Annotated in this window: 13 protein-coding genes and 1 pseudogene; 3 read left to right on the top strand and 11 right to left on the bottom strand. The window is 43.3% G+C overall.

All coding sequences use genetic code 11. The annotated features are described in order from the left end of the window. Positions 1-533 precede the first annotated feature (533 nt). A complete protein-coding gene (locus tag VPNCDNU1_RS06245) occupies positions 534-3155 on the top strand; it encodes a beta-N-acetylhexosaminidase (RefSeq protein WP_104399569.1) in 2622 nt (873 codons plus the stop codon). A gap of 170 nt (positions 3156-3325) precedes the next feature. Here VPNCDNU1_RS06245 and VPNCDNU1_RS06240 read toward each other — a convergent pair whose 3' ends face one another. From VPNCDNU1_RS06240 to VPNCDNU1_RS06190, 11 genes and pseudogenes are all read right to left on the bottom strand, one after another. Further along, complete coding sequence (locus VPNCDNU1_RS06240) at positions 3326-5905, bottom strand: polysaccharide lyase family 8 super-sandwich domain-containing protein (protein WP_104399568.1); 2580 nt, start codon at positions 5903-5905, stop codon at positions 3326-3328. Between the two features lie 333 nt (positions 5906-6238). Continuing rightward, on the bottom strand, positions 6239-8422 hold the full coding sequence (gene gnpA / locus VPNCDNU1_RS06235; protein ID WP_104399567.1) for a 1,3-beta-galactosyl-N-acetylhexosamine phosphorylase: 2184 nt from the start codon (positions 8420-8422) through the stop codon (positions 6239-6241). 117 nt (positions 8423-8539) lie between these two features. Beyond that, positions 8540-9709, bottom strand: coding sequence for a glycoside hydrolase family 88 protein (locus VPNCDNU1_RS06230; RefSeq protein WP_104399566.1), 1170 nt, complete (start codon positions 9707-9709; stop codon positions 8540-8542). 250 nt (positions 9710-9959) lie between these two features. Further along, positions 9960-11150: an MFS transporter gene (locus tag VPNCDNU1_RS06225; RefSeq protein WP_104399565.1), complete on the bottom strand. Its 1191-nt coding sequence runs from the start codon at positions 11148-11150 to the stop codon at positions 9960-9962. Between the two features lie 176 nt (positions 11151-11326). Then, complete coding sequence (locus VPNCDNU1_RS06220) at positions 11327-12085, bottom strand: YoaP domain-containing protein (protein ID WP_104399564.1); 759 nt, start codon at positions 12083-12085, stop codon at positions 11327-11329. A 30-nt stretch (positions 12086-12115) separates the two neighbouring features. Beyond that, positions 12116-12595 (bottom strand): annotated as a pseudogene (locus tag VPNCDNU1_RS06215) (SAM-dependent methyltransferase); the annotation flags it as partial. An 80-nt stretch (positions 12596-12675) separates the two neighbouring features. Then, positions 12676-13542: an AraC family transcriptional regulator gene (locus tag VPNCDNU1_RS06210; RefSeq protein ID WP_104399562.1), complete on the bottom strand. Its 867-nt coding sequence runs from the start codon at positions 13540-13542 to the stop codon at positions 12676-12678. 196 nt (positions 13543-13738) lie between these two features. Next, the gene (locus VPNCDNU1_RS06205) at positions 13739-14524 is read right to left on the bottom strand and encodes an alpha/beta hydrolase (RefSeq protein WP_104399561.1); all 786 of its coding nucleotides are present in this window, start codon (positions 14522-14524) and stop codon (positions 13739-13741) included. A gap of 259 nt (positions 14525-14783) precedes the next feature. Continuing rightward, a complete protein-coding gene (locus VPNCDNU1_RS06200; protein ID WP_145959439.1) occupies positions 14784-15641 on the bottom strand; it encodes a hypothetical protein in 858 nt (285 codons plus the stop codon). Positions 15642-15648: 7 nt separating this feature from the next. After that, positions 15649-16452, bottom strand: a complete 804-nt coding sequence (locus tag VPNCDNU1_RS06195; protein WP_104399559.1) for a hypothetical protein — start codon at positions 16450-16452, stop codon at positions 15649-15651. 278 nt (positions 16453-16730) lie between these two features. Then, complete coding sequence (locus tag VPNCDNU1_RS06190) at positions 16731-17921, bottom strand: hypothetical protein (protein ID WP_104399558.1); 1191 nt, start codon at positions 17919-17921, stop codon at positions 16731-16733. 539 nt (positions 17922-18460) lie between these two features. On the opposite strand from VPNCDNU1_RS06190, the gene VPNCDNU1_RS06185 reads away from it, so the two are divergent. Beyond that, positions 18461-19189: a FadR/GntR family transcriptional regulator gene (locus tag VPNCDNU1_RS06185; RefSeq protein WP_237324093.1), complete on the top strand. Its 729-nt coding sequence runs from the start codon at positions 18461-18463 to the stop codon at positions 19187-19189. 14 nt (positions 19190-19203) lie between these two features. After that, positions 19204-20400 carry a mandelate racemase/muconate lactonizing enzyme family protein gene (locus VPNCDNU1_RS06180; RefSeq protein ID WP_104399557.1) on the top strand — a complete coding sequence of 399 codons (1197 nt, stop codon included), beginning with the start codon at positions 19204-19206 and terminating at the stop codon, positions 20398-20400. Positions 20401-20406 lie beyond the last annotated feature (6 nt).

The raw sequence follows: 20406 nt of genomic DNA, 5'->3' as shown, positions 1-20406 counted from the left end.
ATAAGAAAGAACTGTTTTTATAGTTTGCGAGCTATTTCATTAAATGAAACAACTCTCATAATAATTGCCATATAAAATTGTGAGATTCAGTCAGCTTTCTCCTTATAGAATCACGCATTCGGTAATATTATTCAAACAAGGTAATAAAATAATAAAAATGAAAATATTATGAGCTACGCTCTAATATTTTGATGTGGAAACTTTAACAGTTATGTTTATTTTATAAACATTAAATATTACAAACATTAATATCAATATTCTGCGGAAATTGTTATAAATCAACCCAATACTTTAATGTCATTAATATCAATTACAAATTTCATTCCTTTATTTGCTGTACACCATATTTTTAATATTTTTATTTCGCTTCGCGAATTAAACGATTGAAAGTCTCTTGATAATTTAACTAAATAGGAAGTAGGAATGAGTTTGCAATGACAACCTCATCAATATTATCAGGTTTATCTTGGTAACAGGATTGAGTAGTAGCCTGACGTTGTTTCAACACGTATGAAAACATAAAGGATTGAGTTTTGAACTTTAAAGTAACTGCTTTGACCATGGCTCTAGCCCTTGCTAGTTCTGGCGTTTACGCTCAAACACAGCAAGGTCTTCAAGCCACTGCCGATTCTCTGAATGTATCCACTTCACTTGTCGTTAACCAACCTACAGACTCGAAAGCAGAGTGTCCTTGGGGACTTTGCTACCGTGCAGAAGTTACAATTACAAATACAAGCACCAATGCTGTAAATACAGATTGGGATATGTACTTCCCTAGTATTCACCGAGTATTAGATACTCGCGGAGATTTATTTACTATTACTCATATCGATGGTGATTTGCACCGGATTTCTCCAACTGCAAAATTTAAAGGTTTACAACCAGGTGAATCTGTAACTATTGAATACGATGCTGAATACTGGCAGATCGTAAATAGCGACTTCATGCCGAACTATTATATTTCATCTGAAGGTTTGGAAGGCGTTTTAATTAAAAACACTGCGGTTAAAGAAGCTGACACTGGCTTTGAAGACCTATCTGGTTTCTTAACGCCAATTAGCAACAACCCAGCAGATACGGATCAGTGGCGTCGTTTCGCTGGCGACCAAACTAACGTTGCAACTACTCAATCTCGTTTTGATAAAAACTCAGACGTTGCCGACCTAGGTCAGTCTGCAGTTTCTGCTTCCATTATTCCTACGCCTGTTGAGTTAACCATTCAAACTGGTTCTATCGATATTGCTGCTGGTCTTAACCTAAAAGTGGTGAACAACGCACTTCGCGCTGACCAAGTTGATGCAGTGAATGCTCGCCTTTCTCAACTCGGTGTAGCGACGAACGCTGGTGTTGAAGTTAAGTTAATCAGCAACGCAGGTCACCAAGCATTTGTTGGACGCGAAACGAAAGGTGCTTACACGTTACAAGTAGATGCGAATGGCGTAACTATTGTTGGGCGTGATAACTACGGCGTATTCAACGGTCTTCAATCACTTGCTTCACTGGTTACTGTTGGTAGTACTGAGCTTCCAAAAGTAACGGTAGATTACGATGCACCTCGCTTCGACTACCGTGGTATGCACATGGACGTTTCTCGTAACTTCCAAACTAAAGAACAGGTTCTTAAGTTCTTAGATCAAATGGCTGCATACAAGATGAACAAATTCCACTTCCATCTTGCAGATGATGAAGGCTGGCGTTTGGAAATCCCTGGGCTTCCTGAGCTAACAGATATTGGTGCAAAACGTTGTCACGATTTGGACGAAACAAGCTGTCTACTTCCTCAGCTGGGCTCAGGTCCTGATCAAGCAGCAGAGAAGCAATACTACTCTATCGCTGATTATGCAGAAATCTTGGCTTACGCGAACGCACGTAATATCCAGGTAATTCCATCTATGGATATGCCAGGTCACTCCAAAGCAGCGGTTGTTGCAATGGAAGCGCGTTACAAAACTTATGCAGCACAAGGCGATTTGGTGAAAGCCGAAGAGTACTTGCTTACCGACCCGAACGACACCACTAAGTACTTCTCTGTTCAGAACTACACAAACAACACCATCAACCCATGTATGGAATCTAGCTTCAAGTTCATGGATAAAGTGATTGGCGAAATCGTTAATCAACACCGTGATGCTGGCCAGCCTCTTACTGATTACCATATCGGTGCAGATGAAACAGCTGGCGCTTGGGTTGAGTCTCCTCTATGTAAAGAGATGTTTGCAGTTGAGTGGAACGGTATCAACAACGTTGAAGATCTTGGTCCATACTTCATCCAACGCATCAGCTGGATCCTTGAGAAATACAGCCTGACTCTGGCTGCATGGAACGATGGATTGAAGCACGGCGAATACATCAACCCACACACATTAGCGGGTGAAGGAACGTCGGCTTACGCTTGGAGCACATTGTTCTGGGGTGGCGCAGACGAAACACACACAATCGCTAACACGGGTTACGAAGTGGTTGTTTCATCTCCAGATTCCACTTACTTCGACTTCCCATACGAAGTTGACCCTGCGGAGCCAGGATACTATTGGGGTTCTCGTGAAACTGATACTCGTGAAGTATTTGGTTTCATGCCTGAAAACCTACCTGCAAACTCTGAAACATTGCTTGACCGTATGGGCGCTCCAATGGAGTACGCTGCTGGCGGTGTTGCACTGAACAGAAGCTTCAAAGGTATTCAAGGTCACCTATGGTCTGAAACAATCCGTACAGCTCGTCAACAAGATTACATGGCATTCCCACGTGTTCTTGCAATGGCTGAGCGTGCATGGTCGAAAGCAGATTGGGAATTGGATTACAATGCTTCTACAACGTTCAAATCTAACGTTGATGGATTTGTAGGTACTTCTCACGTTGATACAGCAACACGTGATGCTGAGTGGGAAACGTTTGCAAACGCATTAGGCTACAAAGAACTTGCGAAACTTGATCAGGCTGGCGTCTACTACCGTCTACCTGTACCAGGTGCGAAAATCGAAGCAGGTAAATTGGTTGCTAACTCTAGCTTCCCTGGCGTAACTATCCAGTACTCTGTGGATGGCACAACTTGGGCTGACTACGATGCATCTAACCAACCTTCTGTAACTGCGGGCGTTAAAGTTCGTACAGTTGCAACAAATGGTCGTGTTGGTCGCTCTGTAGAAGTGAAGTAAGTAACAAGAAGTAAAATACATAAAAACGAAAGCAGTCCGTTGGCTGGTCAGTATTACGCTGCAACACTAATGGATTGACGAAAAGATGAAAGCCCCTTCGCTATTTTGGCAAAGGGGCTTTTTTGAGTAAGAAGAATTAATCTTTTACTAAGACTTGAGTTGCATCGCTTCTAGGGAGTAACAATAAGTTGAGCGCCTAACCCACTTTCTCGGCTAGAAAAAGCCACATCTGATTTACCACTGGCGCTACCTTTGTTTTCAACTGCCAAGCTCAGCGACGTACTTTGGAGCAAATCAGACACATCCACCTCAATCCACAAGTTTTTGTCTGTGGGCTGTACTCGAATTTGCGAACCAACTTTCGCTTCTGAAGGTAAATTAGACCACGTTACGTTGCTTTCTTGCCATTGACTGTTTGCTAAGCGCGATACCGTAAGAGTGCGGTTAGCGTCAGTGTTCACATTTTTCACGTGAAGTCGCAATGTCGCTTTAGACGAAGGTGAAATGTCTTGTGCCGACAAATCAAACTTAAACACAGCTTTACGGCTGTAGTTCACCCCATCTTTTTTAACGGTTAGATAACTGTTTGCACCATAGCTGTTACCAGCATACATTCCGTCTCGAACAAACGCGTCTGCGCTTACATTGACCGTAACTGGTTGTACAATGACAGGTGCATTAAAGTCTACGTCTACACTCTGTCCAAGTTGATTGGCATTTCCAAACGTGTACACAGTGGTCGATTTAGATGAAGTCCCATTATTGAAAGTGATACCAACACCAGTACTGGTTCCCGGTGTAGATAACGTGATTTTTTCAACCGGACCTGACTGATCAACCAGCACAACACTTGGTTTTGTCACCGTGACCGTCGAGCCATTCGTCAGTTCCAATGAGCCTGCATTGTGGAACACAATCCCTGTTACGTTTAACCCATTGTGACGAACCGCTTGGATTGAGGAAGTATTACTCAATACTGAAACCGGGACTGCTGATGCGTATTGTTCAGTCTGAGAAACGGTCTTATTCGGAGCAATAATGTACTGATACGTTGCGTTGGTCGGTTGCCAACTGTGCCCTATACGCAGCATGAAAACATCATCGGTTACCACTTTGTCTTCTTGCCCAGTATTAATGGTATGCCAGTTACCTGATTTAGTCTCATTGTTCATGTGACCGTACCAGTTAGCTGGGAACACGTAACCCACGTTGTCGTGATGCACCCAACTGGAATTCACCAGCTTACGGCTCCCTTTCTCGAAGGCTTGCCCATCTACCGTTACCGGTCCATTTAATCGAGTTTGGTTAACGGTTGTATTGACGTATTCTGAACGAGTCGATGAAATCCCAGCCCCTAACGCCACCAATTCATCATCAAAGCTGAACCACGATTTCTTAGCTTGCGTATTCAGCACATCCATATCCATCACAGATACGCCGTACTTGCCATTTGAAACCCCGCCGACAAACGTTGTTTGTTGTACAATCTTGCCCCAATCAGCCGGTTTGGTTTCATATTCAGGCGCCGTCACACCAGGTACAAGTTTCCAATTCCACAACGGAAACAGGTTGTGGTATTCATCGCCGCGCTGCATGATGAACGTGCTACCAAACCCAAGCCAATAACCCAGAAGATTTTCACCATTACCTGCCTCTGTAGGCTCAATGCGGGCGGAATTCATCTTAATTCCAATGAAATGGTTCGCTCCTATCTTGGTGGAGTAGTCGGACCGCCAAAACGATTTGAATCCGTTTAGCCCTGAATCGCCGCCTTGAATATGCTGTTTAAACGCCTGAGCTTCAGATGCGCGTTCTGGTTTTAATGCCGCAATGTAATCTGTCTGTTTAAGCAGCTTGTACATATTCGGCGTTACTTTCCTCGCAATACCACGCCCCATTGCATTGTAGTCGAGCGTGCCTTTGCTGTTAGACCAACGCACCCCTTCAAGAAAGTAATTCGCTAATAGATCGTGGCTCTGAGGTGTGAATTTCCAAGAAAGGTCGCGAACCTGATATGCCCAGAAGGACACAGCGTCAAAGAACACTTCCCCGTAACCACGCGTATAAAGCTGCGGTCCATGCTGTTGGAATGAGTAATCCGACTGAACCCCTTCAGCGCTGGTCACCACTATAGTTTCTTCAATGCCATCTAAACCTCTTCCTATTTGGGCTGAGTCTTGGTTTAGCAATCCTCCCCAAATAACACCTTTGGAAAGGTCGGTACGATTGGCTCCCGTTTTACTCGGGCTGGTTGGCATGTCCTGAGCAATCTTAGTAGCAAGATCTGATGGAAGCTGGTCACCCAGCATCATGGCAATTGGACCAAGGCGAAGTTGCTTTCCAATATCGTTCCACCACCAATTGGAATTCACAGGGTTGACGGCATACCAGTGGTTTAACCCGTTAACTACGGCTTGGTACGCTTGCGGGTTAACGTTCAAATAATCTGCCGCTGCCAGCACTTTCAAGCGATCTAAATGCTGACGAATCGGTTTTTCATTCGTTGCCATTATGCTGTAATCAATATCGGACCAACTGCCATCGCTGTTTTGAGTTGAGATGTATTGTTGAGCCAATCCCGACAGCGTTTCACCTTTGCTGCTGGCGGAAGCAAATTCCAGATCGGCATAATCGGGAGCAACACGTTGTTTCAATATGGAAATATCGTTAGCAAATGCCAGCTGACTAGCCAGTAAAGCGGGCACGATACAAATGTGTTTTATGTACTTGGAGGCGAGTGTATTTATCATTAGTGCTTCCTGATTTGTAGGGTACATTGGTGCTGAATTCCCATTAGAAAACAGCCTAAGAAGCCAACTTGTTTCGATTTAATTTTATGAAGTTATTGTATTGTTATCTCATGCCAATACTGCTGGCTTGAGTTCAATCGAGACATTACCAAACACAATAAAGAAACACCATTTCAAAATATAAAAAATGGAATTTTGATCTTGATTGAGTGGTATTTTGTGATGTAACTCATCTCGACTATGAGACAAAACATTCCGCGATTTTTAGGAATAAAATGTAAGCAAGCTCAGGGCTGAGCTTGCTTGAAAAGACGATCTTAGATGGTATGTGAGTTACGAGAACCAACGCCACTCATAAGGTTCAAGCTGAACTGACCTGTGATTGCCCAAATGATCACGCACTTCTAGGGACTGAGGTTCACTACTGAGATTCACCGCCGTTGCTTTACCTGTTGATGGGAAATAGGCGCAATCGACATCAGGATGCGAAGACAACCAAGGATGGTCGTCATGCTCATTTTGACCTAGCCAAACTAGAATGTGTTGAAGTAGGCGAGCGTTGTCCATCGTAAATGGAAGGTTACCAAGATATACAGCACGACCTTGCCCATACTCGCGCGCCGTTAACGCCAAATGTTGCCCTTGGGCCGCTATCACATCAATATCTTCCGCTTGAGGGTAAACATAGCTTGGGTTACCGAAATCCATTCTGCCATTTAGCTGCTTGAACAAGAAATGATCTCGATTTATTTGTACTGGCATGGCGACACGCCCCATTGTCAGTGCTGTCTCCTTTTCCAACCCAAACACATCGCCTAACTGGAAGTATCGCCCGTTTTTTTGATACGCAGAAGGATCGCATACGCCCAATAGCCCGCCACCTTGCGCTACAAATTTACGCAATGTCACCAGCACTTCGGGCTTGTCCCAGTGTTCTCCCCCACTCCATGCTGAATTCGCATCACCTGTGTTAATGATGACTTTGATGTCACTAGAGATGCCTTTTTCTGCAATATCGTCAAAACTGATGAATTCCACTTCGAATGGCAAACCAGATAGACACTCAAGTAAATTATTACCTACAAACTCCATCACATCTGGGCGAGGCGGGACATAGAAACGCTGGTCTCTGGCCTGATTTTGCAACCAACTGCGCGTTTTGCCCCATGCACTTAATATGGCAACTTTACCGGGAAGTTTTTGCGATTCAGTTCGCTGAGTATGCTCTAGGTAATCGCCAAATTGCGCAGATACTTCGGTAACGTGGTCAATAAAATGCGGAAATTTGTTTGCGAGCGAGAGATAACCACCATAGCCAATTCTATCCAGCGGTTTTTGCAGCATCGCTCGTCGGATTTTGGTCCAGTTCGACATTGATTCAATAACCGGATCGTTTCCTTCACGGAACACATCTGGGAAGAAATATGGGTAAAAACGGGCTTCGCGAACTTGTTCTCCTGACGAATCGGTTAACCTGCGCAAGGCGACACCGTCTTCAACCGCACCGATATTGATATCCAAGCCAATTTTCTGGTAACTCTCTAAGAAAGGTTCCGTGCCAATCCAATGGTCACCTTGAAACATCGCCGTTTTTTTGCCTGCTTGATGCGCCATTTCCACTAGTTCGCCAGCAAAATCCACCACAAAGCCCTGCACGAATGTCATCCAGTCTTGGTAGCGTTTTGAAGGGACCTTGTACGTCCCGTTATAGTAGCCAGCATCGACAAAATCTTCCGGTGTTAATGCATAACCAAAACGCTTTTCAAAATCCTGTAAAGCTCTCGGGCTGACGGTTTCGCCGTACCCCGTCCAGTCTCGATATATGTCCTGATTTTTTTCGCCTGTATCGATAACAAACAGAAATGCGAACGTGGTGAAGCGCACGACTGAGGTATTAGGATGCGTTTCAAGCCAATGGGCAAAATGCTTGATCAAATGTGCTCTGCATTCTGGGTGATAAGGGTCGAGGCTCTTAATTCTCGGTCCTTTCCAATCGTTAGTCAGTGCGTTATACATTGAAACACTGTCCCAGACTTGGCGAGCCATAAAGGTTACGGCGTATTCATGGTATAGGGTCGCTTCGCTGATAACGACTTGCTGCGTCACCGCATCAAACGCCCAGAGATCAGGACTGACGACTTCGTTCGTAGTGCGATTTCGTACTTCCCACCATGTTTTTGGATCGCTGTCATCATCAAGTTCATACTTGTCTTTGCTGTACCCATTGAGTGGCTGAATAACGACGTCTTCAGACATCGCCGTTACAGGGAACGACATCAAATATTTTCGATGAAGATATTCCGGGTGTCGGTTGGCAAATTCTTGATCCGCTCGTACCAAACACATCACAGAATAAATATCGCTGTCTTGCTGTGCCAAAGAATCCGGCATCGTCGTGCCATCACTATCGCGAAGTGCATCGGCCTGCCAGCGCTGAAATAAATCCAAAACCACGTCTTCCTGACCTGTTTCAACAGGCAGGGTCATATGGCCTTTACGAGAGGCATGTGTTGTCATCATAGGCTCCAAAACTATCGGATCGAATCTGGTTGTGGGCTCAATCAGAGCCCTATAGAAACCGCTTATAATCGGGCTGCATTTACCCGTTCGAACTCAATTACGAAAAGAATTTTATTACCAAAAGAATTTTTGATATCCGTTCGCGCGCATCAATGCTTCAAGGTAATAGTAATCGCCATAAGGAAGCATGTTGTCGCACAACCCAACTTTTACAAAAGAAGCGCCATGTGCAAGTAAACCAAGTGCATTATCATCTGACGTTAAATCACAGCTATCCATTAAACCTTGAAGCATATACATACCCCAATCTCGGAAAGGTTTAGCTTCTTCCTCATCATCGATGCATTGCGCTATCAACAGCAACCCTGCTGCAGTAATTGCCCCCGCGGAGCTGTCTTTGTATTGAATTTCATTTGCTGGTAATGAGTAATCCCAAACAGGGACGCCGTCCGGCGTAATATGCTCTACCGCGTATTTGGCAAGCTTTTTCGCCAATTCTAAGAAACGTTTTTCACCAGTATAAAGATAGGTTTGAGCAAAACCGTGAATCGCCCACGACTGACCGCGAGCCCAGCATGAGTCGTCTGCGTAACCTTGGAAGGTTTCACCTTTAATCGGCTCCTGAGTCACAGGGTGGAAATTGAAGGAGTGATAGGTAGAGTAATCGTCACGGATAATGTATTTAGCTAAGGTTTCGCTGTGGCGTTTCGCCGCTTGTGCATAGACTGGCGACCCTGTCACCTTGGAAGCCCAGAATAGTAATGCGGTATTCTGTAGTGAATCGATGATCGACTTGCCTTGGGTGATTTCTGGCCCTAATGGGTGCGTATCGTTCCACGCAACGATGTAACCGCCAATCTTTCTAAAACGATGAATTAAATGGTCTGCGGCGCGAATTGCCATCATTTGGGATTCTTCATCACCTGTTAGATTGTAATCCGCTACGCAGCTTAAGCTGTACTGGAAACCTAAATCATGATCCAGCCAAAACGGGTCAAGCAACATGTCGGCAAAGTAAGATCTACGCAGCTTGGCGCTGTTTTTAAACTGCTCTTGCGCAGTCATCTGGTAGCAAAGCCAAAGTTCACCCGTCCAGAAAGAGGACACCCAATCAAATTGATCACAATACTGCCATTGGTTTTCTTCAGTACCGATTTTAGGGTTTCGCTCACCAATCTTTGGGATGTTTCGTTTGATGGCTTCTACCACAACAGGTAGATGATTCAACACGCGCTGCTCATCAAGCGTTGCAGGCAGCTCCGGCAAAATAACGTTGTCAGTCATGAAGTTACTACTCTCTTATCTTTCACTTTACACAGCATCAAGTGGCGGTGTTTTTGATAAATCGAATAGTACTTGAGATCAGGGAAAGAAAAATGCAGCTCGCTCACATTTTTAAAACATCGTTTCAAAATTAAATATTGTAAGAATGATAAAATGAACAAGAGCAAAGAAATACAAAAAAGGCTAAAGAATCCTATCCTTAGCCTTTCTGCTCTTTAGCTTTTTCTTACTGCAGCCGATCTTTAAACAGCTAGTCGGGCTGATATTGCTGAGAGTTGAATTTAGTTTGATTGGAAAGCACAAGTAAAAACAACACCACCATAAGCGACGCTGCAAACCAATAAGGGAAGCTTTGATTAGTTTGGTATAAGACAGTGGCGACAATCGGTACCACTATGGAAGATAGCCCTTGAACAGCGGAGATGGTACCCGCTGCTGCGCCTTGTTCATCCTCACCCACTGAGTTAGCTGTGATAGCTTGTATCGCAGGAAACAGAAGCCCTAATCCCACCGCCATAAAAACATAACCTATAATAAGAACAACAGCCGATTGCGCGAACGATGAAATACACAGACCAGCGAGCGCAGCCAAGGGACCGATCATGCAGCTTTTAAGCAGCAAGTCACTCTTACTTTTGGCTAAAAAGCCTTGGGTAATAACCAGTGTGACTCCAGTAATAGTTAAAACAATGCCTGAAAGTTGCGCCGTTTCTTCCGCTGTGTCGCGGATACGATCTAAGATAAAAAAGCCAATAATGATTTGGGCGGTGATAACGGCGAACATGCAAAAGAACATGGCTAATGCAGGGAAGCGTAATCGGGCGTCAAAAAAGCTGATGGTACTCTCTGAAGGTGCGACACGTGCTTTCGTTTCTGGTAGTAGAAGCTTAATAAACACCCACGCAATAACAGGCAATGCCGCCAATACATACAAAGGTAGTGTAAGGGAGTACTGTGACAACCACCCTCCCAGCGCAGGCCCCGCAACCAAACCTATAGCACTTGCTGCCCCAATGCTTGCCATCGCGCTTTGTCGCTCTTCAGCGGTGGTGATATCCGCAACGAACGCAGAACTAACAGGCGTAATAGCCGCTAAAAATAAGCCAACCAATGCGCGAGCGACTATCATGCCCACAAGGATCACAAACGTGTTAAACGTCGCTTGTAGTGATAAATCCAGCCATATCGTCATCAATATAAAGGAGATGGCGTAGCCAAAAGTGGCAATCAGCAACACAGGCTTTCGCCCTTTCTTGTCACTGATGGAGCCCCATTTTTTTGCGCTGAGTAGCCAAGTAATGCCTGACATCGCAACTACTAAGCCACCATGCCATTCCAGCAAACCTACTTCTCGAATGATAGGACCAATCACTGGAATGATGGACATCATTGCAGTCATGCAAACCGCGTTTAATATAAATAATTGCTTGAGGGGGCTCATAATAGGGATTTCCAAATCAAAATATCGAAATACATCCCGTTGAATATACAAGTTATATATTTCTATTAAAAGAGTTAATGATAAGGATTATCATTATTATTTGCAGGTAAGACCAAATTTAGGTATCCGCCCGCCATAATTGGGGATAATTTTCCTCACGGCACCAACAATGCAGCTTACTCTTTTATGTACTTATCGAATCGGGTATCCATACAAGCGCTAATATCGGTGGTCACAAAACAACCACGGTAATATAGGCTGAATATTGTCGCGGGTGATGGGCAATTCTGTGCTTTCTCTAAAGTATCAAGCTTGATGATTTTCAATGGAATATCACGCTTCTTACAGCTTTCAACTAATGAGTTCAAAACATGATGTTCAGAGAATGGGCAGCGGTTCGAGTAAAAGGCAACACATCCGTTGAATTCTATACGTGGGGATTGAACATGGGGCAAGAATCGAGGTTGTTCTCTTTCAGTATTTAACGGTAAACAGAGTAATACAAAGTCATTTGGCGCTTCATCACATATTGAAAACCCCTGTTTTTTAAGCCAATTTGTATCACTCATGAAGCCCTTTTTCTTCCTACCAACAACCGTTACCAATCCACTCTTCCCAAGCTTTTCAGCCGCCAGTTTAACTTTGTTGAGCAACTGCTTACCGTGTCCAACACCTTTGTATTTTCCCGACACCCAAAAACATCCGAGCGCAAGATAGTTGTTCGCTTTTATTGGTAACCATGAACTTTCGGCAGGGCCAAACTCAATTAACACCTTTGCACGTTCATTTAACCGAATAAATTCATACCCCTTACTGAGCTCATTCGCTAGCCACGATTTCTTAGCTTCATAGCTCTCTTTACATTTTCTGTCTGAAATAGCACAACATATATGCTCTGTAGATATATTCGATTGAGTCAATGAGATGTATTCCATGTAACTTCCCCGCTATTATCAATAGTCACGCTAGTTAACCAATACCTTATTCCAATCGAAATGGGCAGAGTCTTCGTACCACCTTGGCCAGTTTTCACACCACTCCGCCACCTTGCTATTTTTAACGCGATCAGAACAGGGAAGATATGGTTTAATGTCTAGGACTGGCGTGCCGTGTTCTGCATCGACCCAATTGAGTGAAATCACGCCTTCATCTACATCAATACTCTGAATTTCAACAATGGAAAGCAACAACGGATTGGGACGAAATTGAGAGCGCGTGGCGAATACACCCAGTGTATCGGGTCCACCGTGATACGGGTTGGTGCAGGTTAAGGTTTGCCTTAACTCTTCAGCACCAGAATGATGACCCCACCATAAAACTTGGAGGTGGCTAAAAGACTGGAGCCCCTTTAAACCCTTTCGATATTGAGGCTGGGTTTGAATCTGGAATGTGCCATTTTCAGCGTGGACCAGACCAATAGATTGTATTTTCATGGCTATCGCCTTTTTGTAGGGAGATAAGTTTCATTATCTACAAGCTACTAAAAGAGGCTTTTCCATTCCTGCGAACCGTTTGTCCAAAACAGCTATTTTGCTGGAATAATGGGCACACAAAGATCTACGAGGAAAAAGCGCTGCCCTTCGTGCTCGACCGGATCATTGCACCGCTCTATCGCTTCGCGTTCATTGTCCATTTGATATCCGGATTTCGGTAGCCAAACAGAGACCATCCATTCCCAAGCGTAGGAAAACTCCGTGCCAGTCAGGTAAAACGTTCGAACAGCGTACAAGCCACCACTCAATGTTGTAGAACTGACGTCTCCGCTGGTTTTTATCTCTTGTTCTATCGGAACTGCAACCATCACCCTAAGCTGGGATTTGTCCGTTATAAAAGGGCTGTCGTGGTAAAGATGATAAGAGGGTGATAATGCAATCTGCCTTGGCTGTGCCCATTGCATAAGCCGGCGATATAGCTCTTCAAACAACTGACCGTTAGAGACGAAATTGCCAATGTTTCTTACATAAGCCACTCTGAGTCCGGGTAATTGTTCTATCTGAACGGGGGAAGAAGGTTCGTTAGTATCTGGAAGATGTACTTGGCTTCTCCCAGTTTCAAGCTGGATTATGTAATCATCGCGCCATTGAGTCGCGCTTTTGCCAAATACCTGCTTGAAGCACTTGGCAAATGAAGCCGAGTTGGAGAAACCGCAGCTCAATGCAATGTCCGTAATGGTTCGCGATTCAAATATCAGTAACCTTGCCGCTTTTTCGACACGAAGACGTCGCACAAATTGATAAGCATTCTGACCAACACGTTGCTTGAAGATTCGGTTGAAATGGAACTCAGAAAAACACGCCAATTTCGCGAGTTGCTCTACAGAAAGGTCCTCATCAAGGTTTGCCTGAATGTAGTCAATAACCCTGTCTATCCGTGATTGGTACAGTAATTCCATCTAGTCCTGCTCTATTTCGATCTGTACTGTTGATACAGCATAAGTAGCAATCAAAGTGAGTGAGTTTAGCTTAACGCACTTTGCGCCACTTATGCTAAGACACTTGTTTATTTCATTGGACAATACAAGGTAGCTAATATGATCCAACAGCTTATAGAAGGAATTCGCTACAGCTATTGGACCAGAAATGGCTAGATCAGCAAGTAAGGTGTACTTTAAAAAATCCCAATATCATATGTATTGCTTGCCGTGTGCACAATTGGTGATCAACGACATCGAATGCGTGACTAGAGTTTGGCAAGTTAAGCAAGGTTAAAGATTCATTGTGCCTCAAGCATTGCGACATAAATGAGTCAATTGAATCATTTAGCCCTGGCATTTCGTCCTTCCCTGCTCTTACAACTAATACTGGAGGCAGCTCCGTTAATATCCCCCCATTGACTGGACGAACAAATCCAAATGATTTCGAGGCGTGCTCAACTACCTGTGAACCGCCCCCGTCTATCATATAGCCATATAAGAAAGACGCACATTTGACTTGAGTCTTTTCAGCGAGAACAGATAACGCATTTGGTACATTCCCAGAACAAGACCAAATAGAGATTTTGTTTGTGTCAATACCAAGGGCGGCAGCATTGTCGTCCAGATACTGGATCAAGGTGAAAATATCCTTTTCAGGATTAACATTTGTGTAAGTGACTGCCGCAATCCCAGACGAAGCAAAGAGCTGTGCCCAAGATATGTATTGCTGCACATCTTTAAGCTTCATTCCCGTCATCTGTTCAAAGCCAAAATCAGGATATCCAGTAACGAAAATGACGACTGGACCACCGCTTTTCAGAGAGTTAGGGTAATAAACATCCATAACTAGCGAAGGATCTTCGTCGTAAGATATGTTTGATTCACGGTGACCATCGAAATTGACTGGATAGTGAATTCTTGAAGTAAAAAGTGGATTTGTGTTTTGTGTTGAATGGCTCATAAGCATTTTCTCTTTTTGATGGATTCAAGAGAAAATTTAAATGCCCTGAAAAGGCGAAGTATGGAGAGAAGTGAGCAACGGGATTCAAATAATGGAGACATGGTAGGTATCACAAAGGAATAGGTCAAGCGCTGTTTAGCAAAATATTCCTTCAACTAATAACTAGACTTACTTTTTAAAATTCAATGAGATTAAGTAGTTAAATGAACCCAAGCTGAGAATTCGTAAATTAGAAATGCCAAATAGCATCGAAAAACACCTAGCTGTTGCTATTTCGGTTCGATTCAATCTTCACATTGGGTTCGGCTTGCCAAGGTATTTGCCCCTTTCCTAAGCTATACGCACCTCCGGCAATTGCCGCAATAATCACGGTCAATGTACAAACCAATTTCCAAATTTGTGGGATTGAAATCATGGACAACAACTTCCCCAAGCCTATCTTCGATAAATCAACTTCAGGTTCAAAGACTTCTTTGATTCCACTTCCTACTTTTTGCTTTAGAGCCATGTCCAGTAGATCACTTACCATTATTAGACTTGGGGGATCTGTATATGTTTGCATAGCTAGCGCTTCATCACTATTTAAGGAAAGCTCTTCAATCGCTAACGGAACCATTTCTTCTGCCGCTCCACCAGTTGTTGGCAAAGGAAGTATCGGTCGTTTAATGGAACCAATCATAAGCAACCAACCTAAACGAGCCACACCTTCTCTACCACCAGCGAAAACTACAAGGTCAGCCTCTTCAAGTAATGTTCGGTAATATTTCAGTCGGCTTGGCTCACAAATCATAGTCATACTTCTATCAATTTTACAGTGCTGATTTTTTTTGATGCTCTCGCGTAAGCATATCGAGCTAACTCTTTTCCACATCTCTTGCTTGTTTTCTTTACACCACAATTCGGCTTCTTCTAATACAATATTATCAACTGGTAACACGTCAACAATCAGCGCGGAATTAATTCCTTCTCTAGTTATTATTGAGCCTCCCCTACCTAATACCTCACGAGTAAGAAGCTTGATTAAGTTTATATTGGACTCAGTTAGATTCTCTTGTTTAGCATTAAACGAGCCATAGAACAGAACTCTCGGATATTTAGCTAATGTGCCATTTTCCATTTTACAACTAACCCCGCAATTGTTTATAAACTGTATTAACCGAGTACTTACATTTTTTATTTATAAATTCATGAGGAAATCGAGTGTAGTAATTTTCTAATATGGCACTTGGAATAACACATCCTTCACTTTTAAACAAAGAACTACTCAACCCCCACCATAACTCAGCGACAGTGTCTGGGATATGACCACATATATTAAAATTGCGAATTAATCGCTCTTGGATCTTTTTATGGATATTAGGCTGCTCTCCTAGAGTACAATCAGGATCATTCGTTTCATAGACAGACTGAATTATTAAAGAGTTAGAGTATGACTGACCGTTTAATGTTGGTTTTAAAGCCTTGAGCAACTTGCTGTTTAGAAGAGAGAAATTAGCTAACTGAAACTCACGCACTCTGAATCCATCATACTGAGACATTCGCTTAAGCTCACAGACATCTATTAACTTATAGTGATACCATGAATCTATATTAAGTTCGTTAAGCCAACTTGATATATAAAATCGCAATTTAACTAGATCGCGAATAGATTGACCTGAGCCAACAACTATTACACTATCCATATCTTTATCTGGCTTTACCGTTCTCCTCCGTAGTACACCACCTACTAAATAAATATCAACGACTTGGAAACCACGATGCTTGGCAAAATTAACAATCATCAAAGAGACATCAATCCAACTATTAAAAGATGGAACTTGACCAACAGAGTCTAAACCCGTTAGCGAGGCTGATTTATTATATTGCCCTATAAATTCATCGCATATAGGGCTTAGCTTATTGGTGACAATGTGCTGTACTGAATGCATGATACCCAACTGGCAAATCACTCTAAAATAATATCAATTAATGTATACGAAATACACACTTTGTAAACCTCTAACTATGCATTTTAATCTCCATAACTTATACAAGAAGACTTATTTAATCACAAATCGATTGACTAAGTTCGCATGATTCAAATTTGAGAGAGCAAACACTTTGATTAAATGGGTGCAATAATAAAAAAGAAAAGGCTAAAGCACGGTTTCTCTAACCTCTCCTTAAAGAATCTATCTCACTTATTTAAAGAAGATATTAACTACAATTAATCAGCCGCGCCATCACGACGTTCATGAATACCGTGTTGAATCCAATGATCCAATGCAGATTTATAGTCAGTTCCAAAAGCAGCACGCAAGTCTGGGTAACGGTTTAAGTAATAAACAGCATCAAAGTCTTCGGAACCACGACGTCCTTCTTTAATACCATGGAAGATCCAATGATCTAATGCGGCTTTGTAGTCAGTCCCAAAAGCCGAACGTAAATCAGGGTAACGATTCAAGTAATAAGCAACATTAAATTCTCGAGATCCGCGGCGCCCTTCTTTAATACCATGCAAAATCCAATGTTCCAACGCCGCTTTATAGTCAGTTCCAAACGCTGCACGCAAGTCTGAGTATTGGTTTAAGTAATACTTAGCATCAAATTCTCTAGAAGCTCGTCGCCCTTCGTTGATTCCATAGCTTAACCAGTGCTCGTATGCAGATTTATAGCTACCCGCTCCGAACGCACTAATCAAATCGCTATAGCTTTTAAGATAAAAACTTACGTCAAACGTACGAGAGCTTACTCGACCTTCGTAGATGCCATGACTATTCCAGTGCTCAAATGCATTTCGGTAACCAGTTGAACCAAACGCACCAATAAGATCACCATATCTTTGCAAATAGAAATTAACATCAAAAGCACTTGAAGCAACTCTGCCTTCATCTAGACCATACTTAGCCCAATGTTCTATTGCCTTTCGATAATTGTTAGACCCAGCCCAAGCCGCCACGTCTTGGTTATATTTCAAGTAAAATTTACTATCAAAGGTTGGAGCTGCTACGCGACCTTCATCAATCCCATGCGATTGCCAGTGCGTATAAACCTCATCATACCAGTTTAATACTTGTATATCGGGATTATTCATTAAGTAATAATTAAATCCGAATGTTCCTGAAAAATATATTTTTTCACGACTTGGGTAGCTGCTTCGGCAAAACGAAGATGTGCGAACGGAATCTGCTGATGAAAAATATTCACCTGGCTGTACTTCTTTCTTGCTACTACCATAACCAATGCCAATTTTCCCTATATTATATATGTGCCCAGTTATTCCAAATACTCTACACATACCAGAAACATTTTTGTATTCCCTTCCATTATAAACAATCTCTCCTTCGAGTGCCGAAAATGCTGAAAAACTTGAAAAATACGAAATAGCTAGTGCTATCACACTTAAAGACTGTTTCATCTATTTACCTTTTATATTACTGCAGACGAACTAAACAGTTCTAAATAAAAAACCAAACCAAAAACACATAACAACCAGTGGTAAATCTTTGACTTTATTCAATATTATAATAATTTCTATATGAGTTCAAATATATATAAAAAGGATATAATTTAAAAATCACTACACAGCAATTGTTAATCAGCCCATTCACCTTTCAATGATCTCAAGCATTTTTCAAGCTAAAAGCGCCTAAAAATGTGGACGAAAGAAGTAATTGGTGAAGAAGTATCGTACGTAGGGAGCAAGTAAGAGAAAAAAATTCACTACACAACTCACTAATATTTAAAGAAAAAGCACTCACTATATAAAACTCCATGTTAAAACTAATTTACCGAATATCTTACTTATAAATAAGCAACAAAACACCTACACCATTAAGCAACTCCATCCATTCCCGCTGCACAATTTCTGAGCAACAGTTCACAACTGGCTACAAACCTGTATGACAGGTTTTTACTTATTGGCAGAAGGTAGTCGTATGAATTGCAGAATTTAGAGTGCGACTTTCCGTTATTGCCATGAATTACATCGAAAGCACAAACAGCAGCTTAGTGAGCGAAGCGATTGGAGAAATCACCGCGTTTATGAGGGGGGCGGATTTGTCGCCCGGCGACAAGTTACCCAGCGAATCTTACTTTGCACGCGAGCTAAACAAATCCAGAACCGTAGTGCGTGAAGCGTTTCGCTCTTTGGCGGCGTTAAACCTGATTAAGCTGAATGCAGGCAAGCGGGCCGAAGTAGCGGCGTTGGATTACTCCACCATTTCCCCTGTAATTGAGCACGGCATTCATACCGAACAGATTTCCGTTCAGCAGGTGTACGACGTTAGACGCACCATTGAAATGCGAACGGCCACCTTAGCCGCGTTAAGGCGCACGGATGAGCAGGCAGAAACCATTCTTTTTCATGCACGCTCGATGACGCTGCATAAAAATGAACCTGAATTGATCATGAGTCACGACATTGCCTTTCACCAAAACATCGCGTTGGCATCGTGCAATCCCATTTTCGCATTAATCATTGGCGCGTTTGAAGGTGTAACCAAACTCACGTGGCCGGTAGGGTGGAAAAGCCGAGAGTCCACGCAAAAGCAAGAATTTATGCTCTATGTCCATCTAAACATTGCAGAAGCCATTCAACGCGGTAACCCACAAATAGCGAATGAAAACATGGCGCTTCATTTTGATGAAAGTATTAAAGCGCTGCTGGAAGCGGGCATTCAATAGGAATATAGAGCGACATGAGAATCACGCAATTGGAAACCATCACTGTTGCCGAACACCCAAACCTGCTTTGGGTTCAGGTTCACACCGATGTTGGGCTTATTGGATTGGGGGAAACGTTTTTCGGCGCAAAAGCAGTTGAAGCGTATGTTCATGAGACGTTAGCGCCCTTGGTATTGGGACAAGATCCTCGTCAGATTGACCGACTCAACCAGTCTATTTCCACTTACTTAGGCTTTCGTTCTACGGGCGTCGAAACGCGCGGTAATTCCGCTTTTGACATTGCCCTTTGGGACTTGTTTGGCAAGTTAACACGCCAGCCCATCGCCCAGCTTCTTGGTGGTTTTTCCCGAAATGAAATTCGAACCTACAACACCTGTGCTGGTATCGAATACATGAAAGAAGCCAAAGGGCAACGAACTGAAAACTATGGTCTTGCTGGAAAAAGCCATGCATATGACGACCTAAATGGATTTCTGCACAGGGCAGACGAGCTGGCAGAATCGCTGCTTGATGATGGTATCACCGCCATGAAGATCTGGCCATTTGATATAGCGGCAGAGAAAAATCGTGGGCTGTCGATCTCCAAAACCGATCTTAAGCAGGCGTTAATCCCGTTCGAGAAAATTCGCAAAGCGGTGGGCGACAAAATCGACATCATGGTGGAGTTTCATTCCATGTGGCAGTTATTGCCTGCGATGGAAATCGCCCGAGAACTGGCAGAGTTCGATACCTACTGGCATGAAGACCCTATCAAAATGGAAAATCTCGACGATTTAAAACGTTACGCCAGCGCATCAAAGGCACCAATATGCGCGTCTGAAACGCTCGGGGGACGCGCCGCATTTCGTGACTATTTGCAAACGGGTGTAGCTGGAATCGTCATGCTCGACATCAGTTGGTGTGGTGGCTTATCCGAAGCCAAAAAGATTGCCACCATGGCAGAGACCTGGCACTTGCCTATTGCTCCACACGACTGCACCGGACCAGTTGTGCTAACGGCCTCGACTCACCTTTCACTCAATGCGCCCAATGCCCTTATTCAAGAGAGTGTGCGGGCGTATTACAACACTTGGTATCAAGATTTAGTCACGGCGTTACCCGCCGTCAATAACGGCACCATTGCTGTGCCGCAGGGAGCCGGTTTGGGGATAGAACTCAATCCCGATCTCGATAAGGCGTTTACCGTTTCACGCCGATTCAGCAAACGGTAGCAGGTT

The sequence above is a fragment of the Vibrio penaeicida genome (assembly GCF_002933855.1).
Classification (GTDB): Bacteria; Pseudomonadota; Gammaproteobacteria; order Enterobacterales; family Vibrionaceae; genus Vibrio; species Vibrio penaeicida_A.
The sequence above is the reverse complement of the archived record's forward strand: the minus strand, read 5'-3'. Positions and strand labels throughout refer to the sequence as shown.

Bases quoted from the DNA above. Each gene is read 5' to 3' on its own strand.
- VPNCDNU1_RS06240 (WP_104399568.1), bottom strand. From the start codon at position 5,905: ATGATAAATACACTCGCCTCCAAGTACATAAAACACATTTGTATCGTG.
- gnpA (WP_104399567.1), bottom strand. From the start codon at position 8,422: ATGACAACACATGCCTCTCGTAAAGGCCATATGACCCTGCCTGTTGAA.
- VPNCDNU1_RS06230 (WP_104399566.1), bottom strand. From the start codon at position 9,709: ATGACTGACAACGTTATTTTGCCGGAGCTGCCTGCAACGCTTGATGAG.
- VPNCDNU1_RS06225 (WP_104399565.1), bottom strand. From the start codon at position 11,150: ATGAGCCCCCTCAAGCAATTATTTATATTAAACGCGGTTTGCATGACT.
- VPNCDNU1_RS06220 (WP_104399564.1), bottom strand. From the start codon at position 12,085: ATGGAATACATCTCATTGACTCAATCGAATATATCTACAGAGCATATA.
- VPNCDNU1_RS06210 (WP_104399562.1), bottom strand. From the start codon at position 13,542: ATGGAATTACTGTACCAATCACGGATAGACAGGGTTATTGACTACATT.
- VPNCDNU1_RS06205 (WP_104399561.1), bottom strand. From the start codon at position 14,524: ATGAGCCATTCAACACAAAACACAAATCCACTTTTTACTTCAAGAATT.
- VPNCDNU1_RS06200 (WP_145959439.1), bottom strand. From the start codon at position 15,641: ATGGAAAATGGCACATTAGCTAAATATCCGAGAGTTCTGTTCTATGGC.
- VPNCDNU1_RS06195 (WP_104399559.1), bottom strand. From the start codon at position 16,452: ATGCATTCAGTACAGCACATTGTCACCAATAAGCTAAGCCCTATATGC.
- VPNCDNU1_RS06190 (WP_104399558.1), bottom strand. From the start codon at position 17,921: ATGAAACAGTCTTTAAGTGTGATAGCACTAGCTATTTCGTATTTTTCA.
- VPNCDNU1_RS06180 (WP_104399557.1), top strand. From the start codon at position 19,204: ATGAGAATCACGCAATTGGAAACCATCACTGTTGCCGAACACCCAAAC.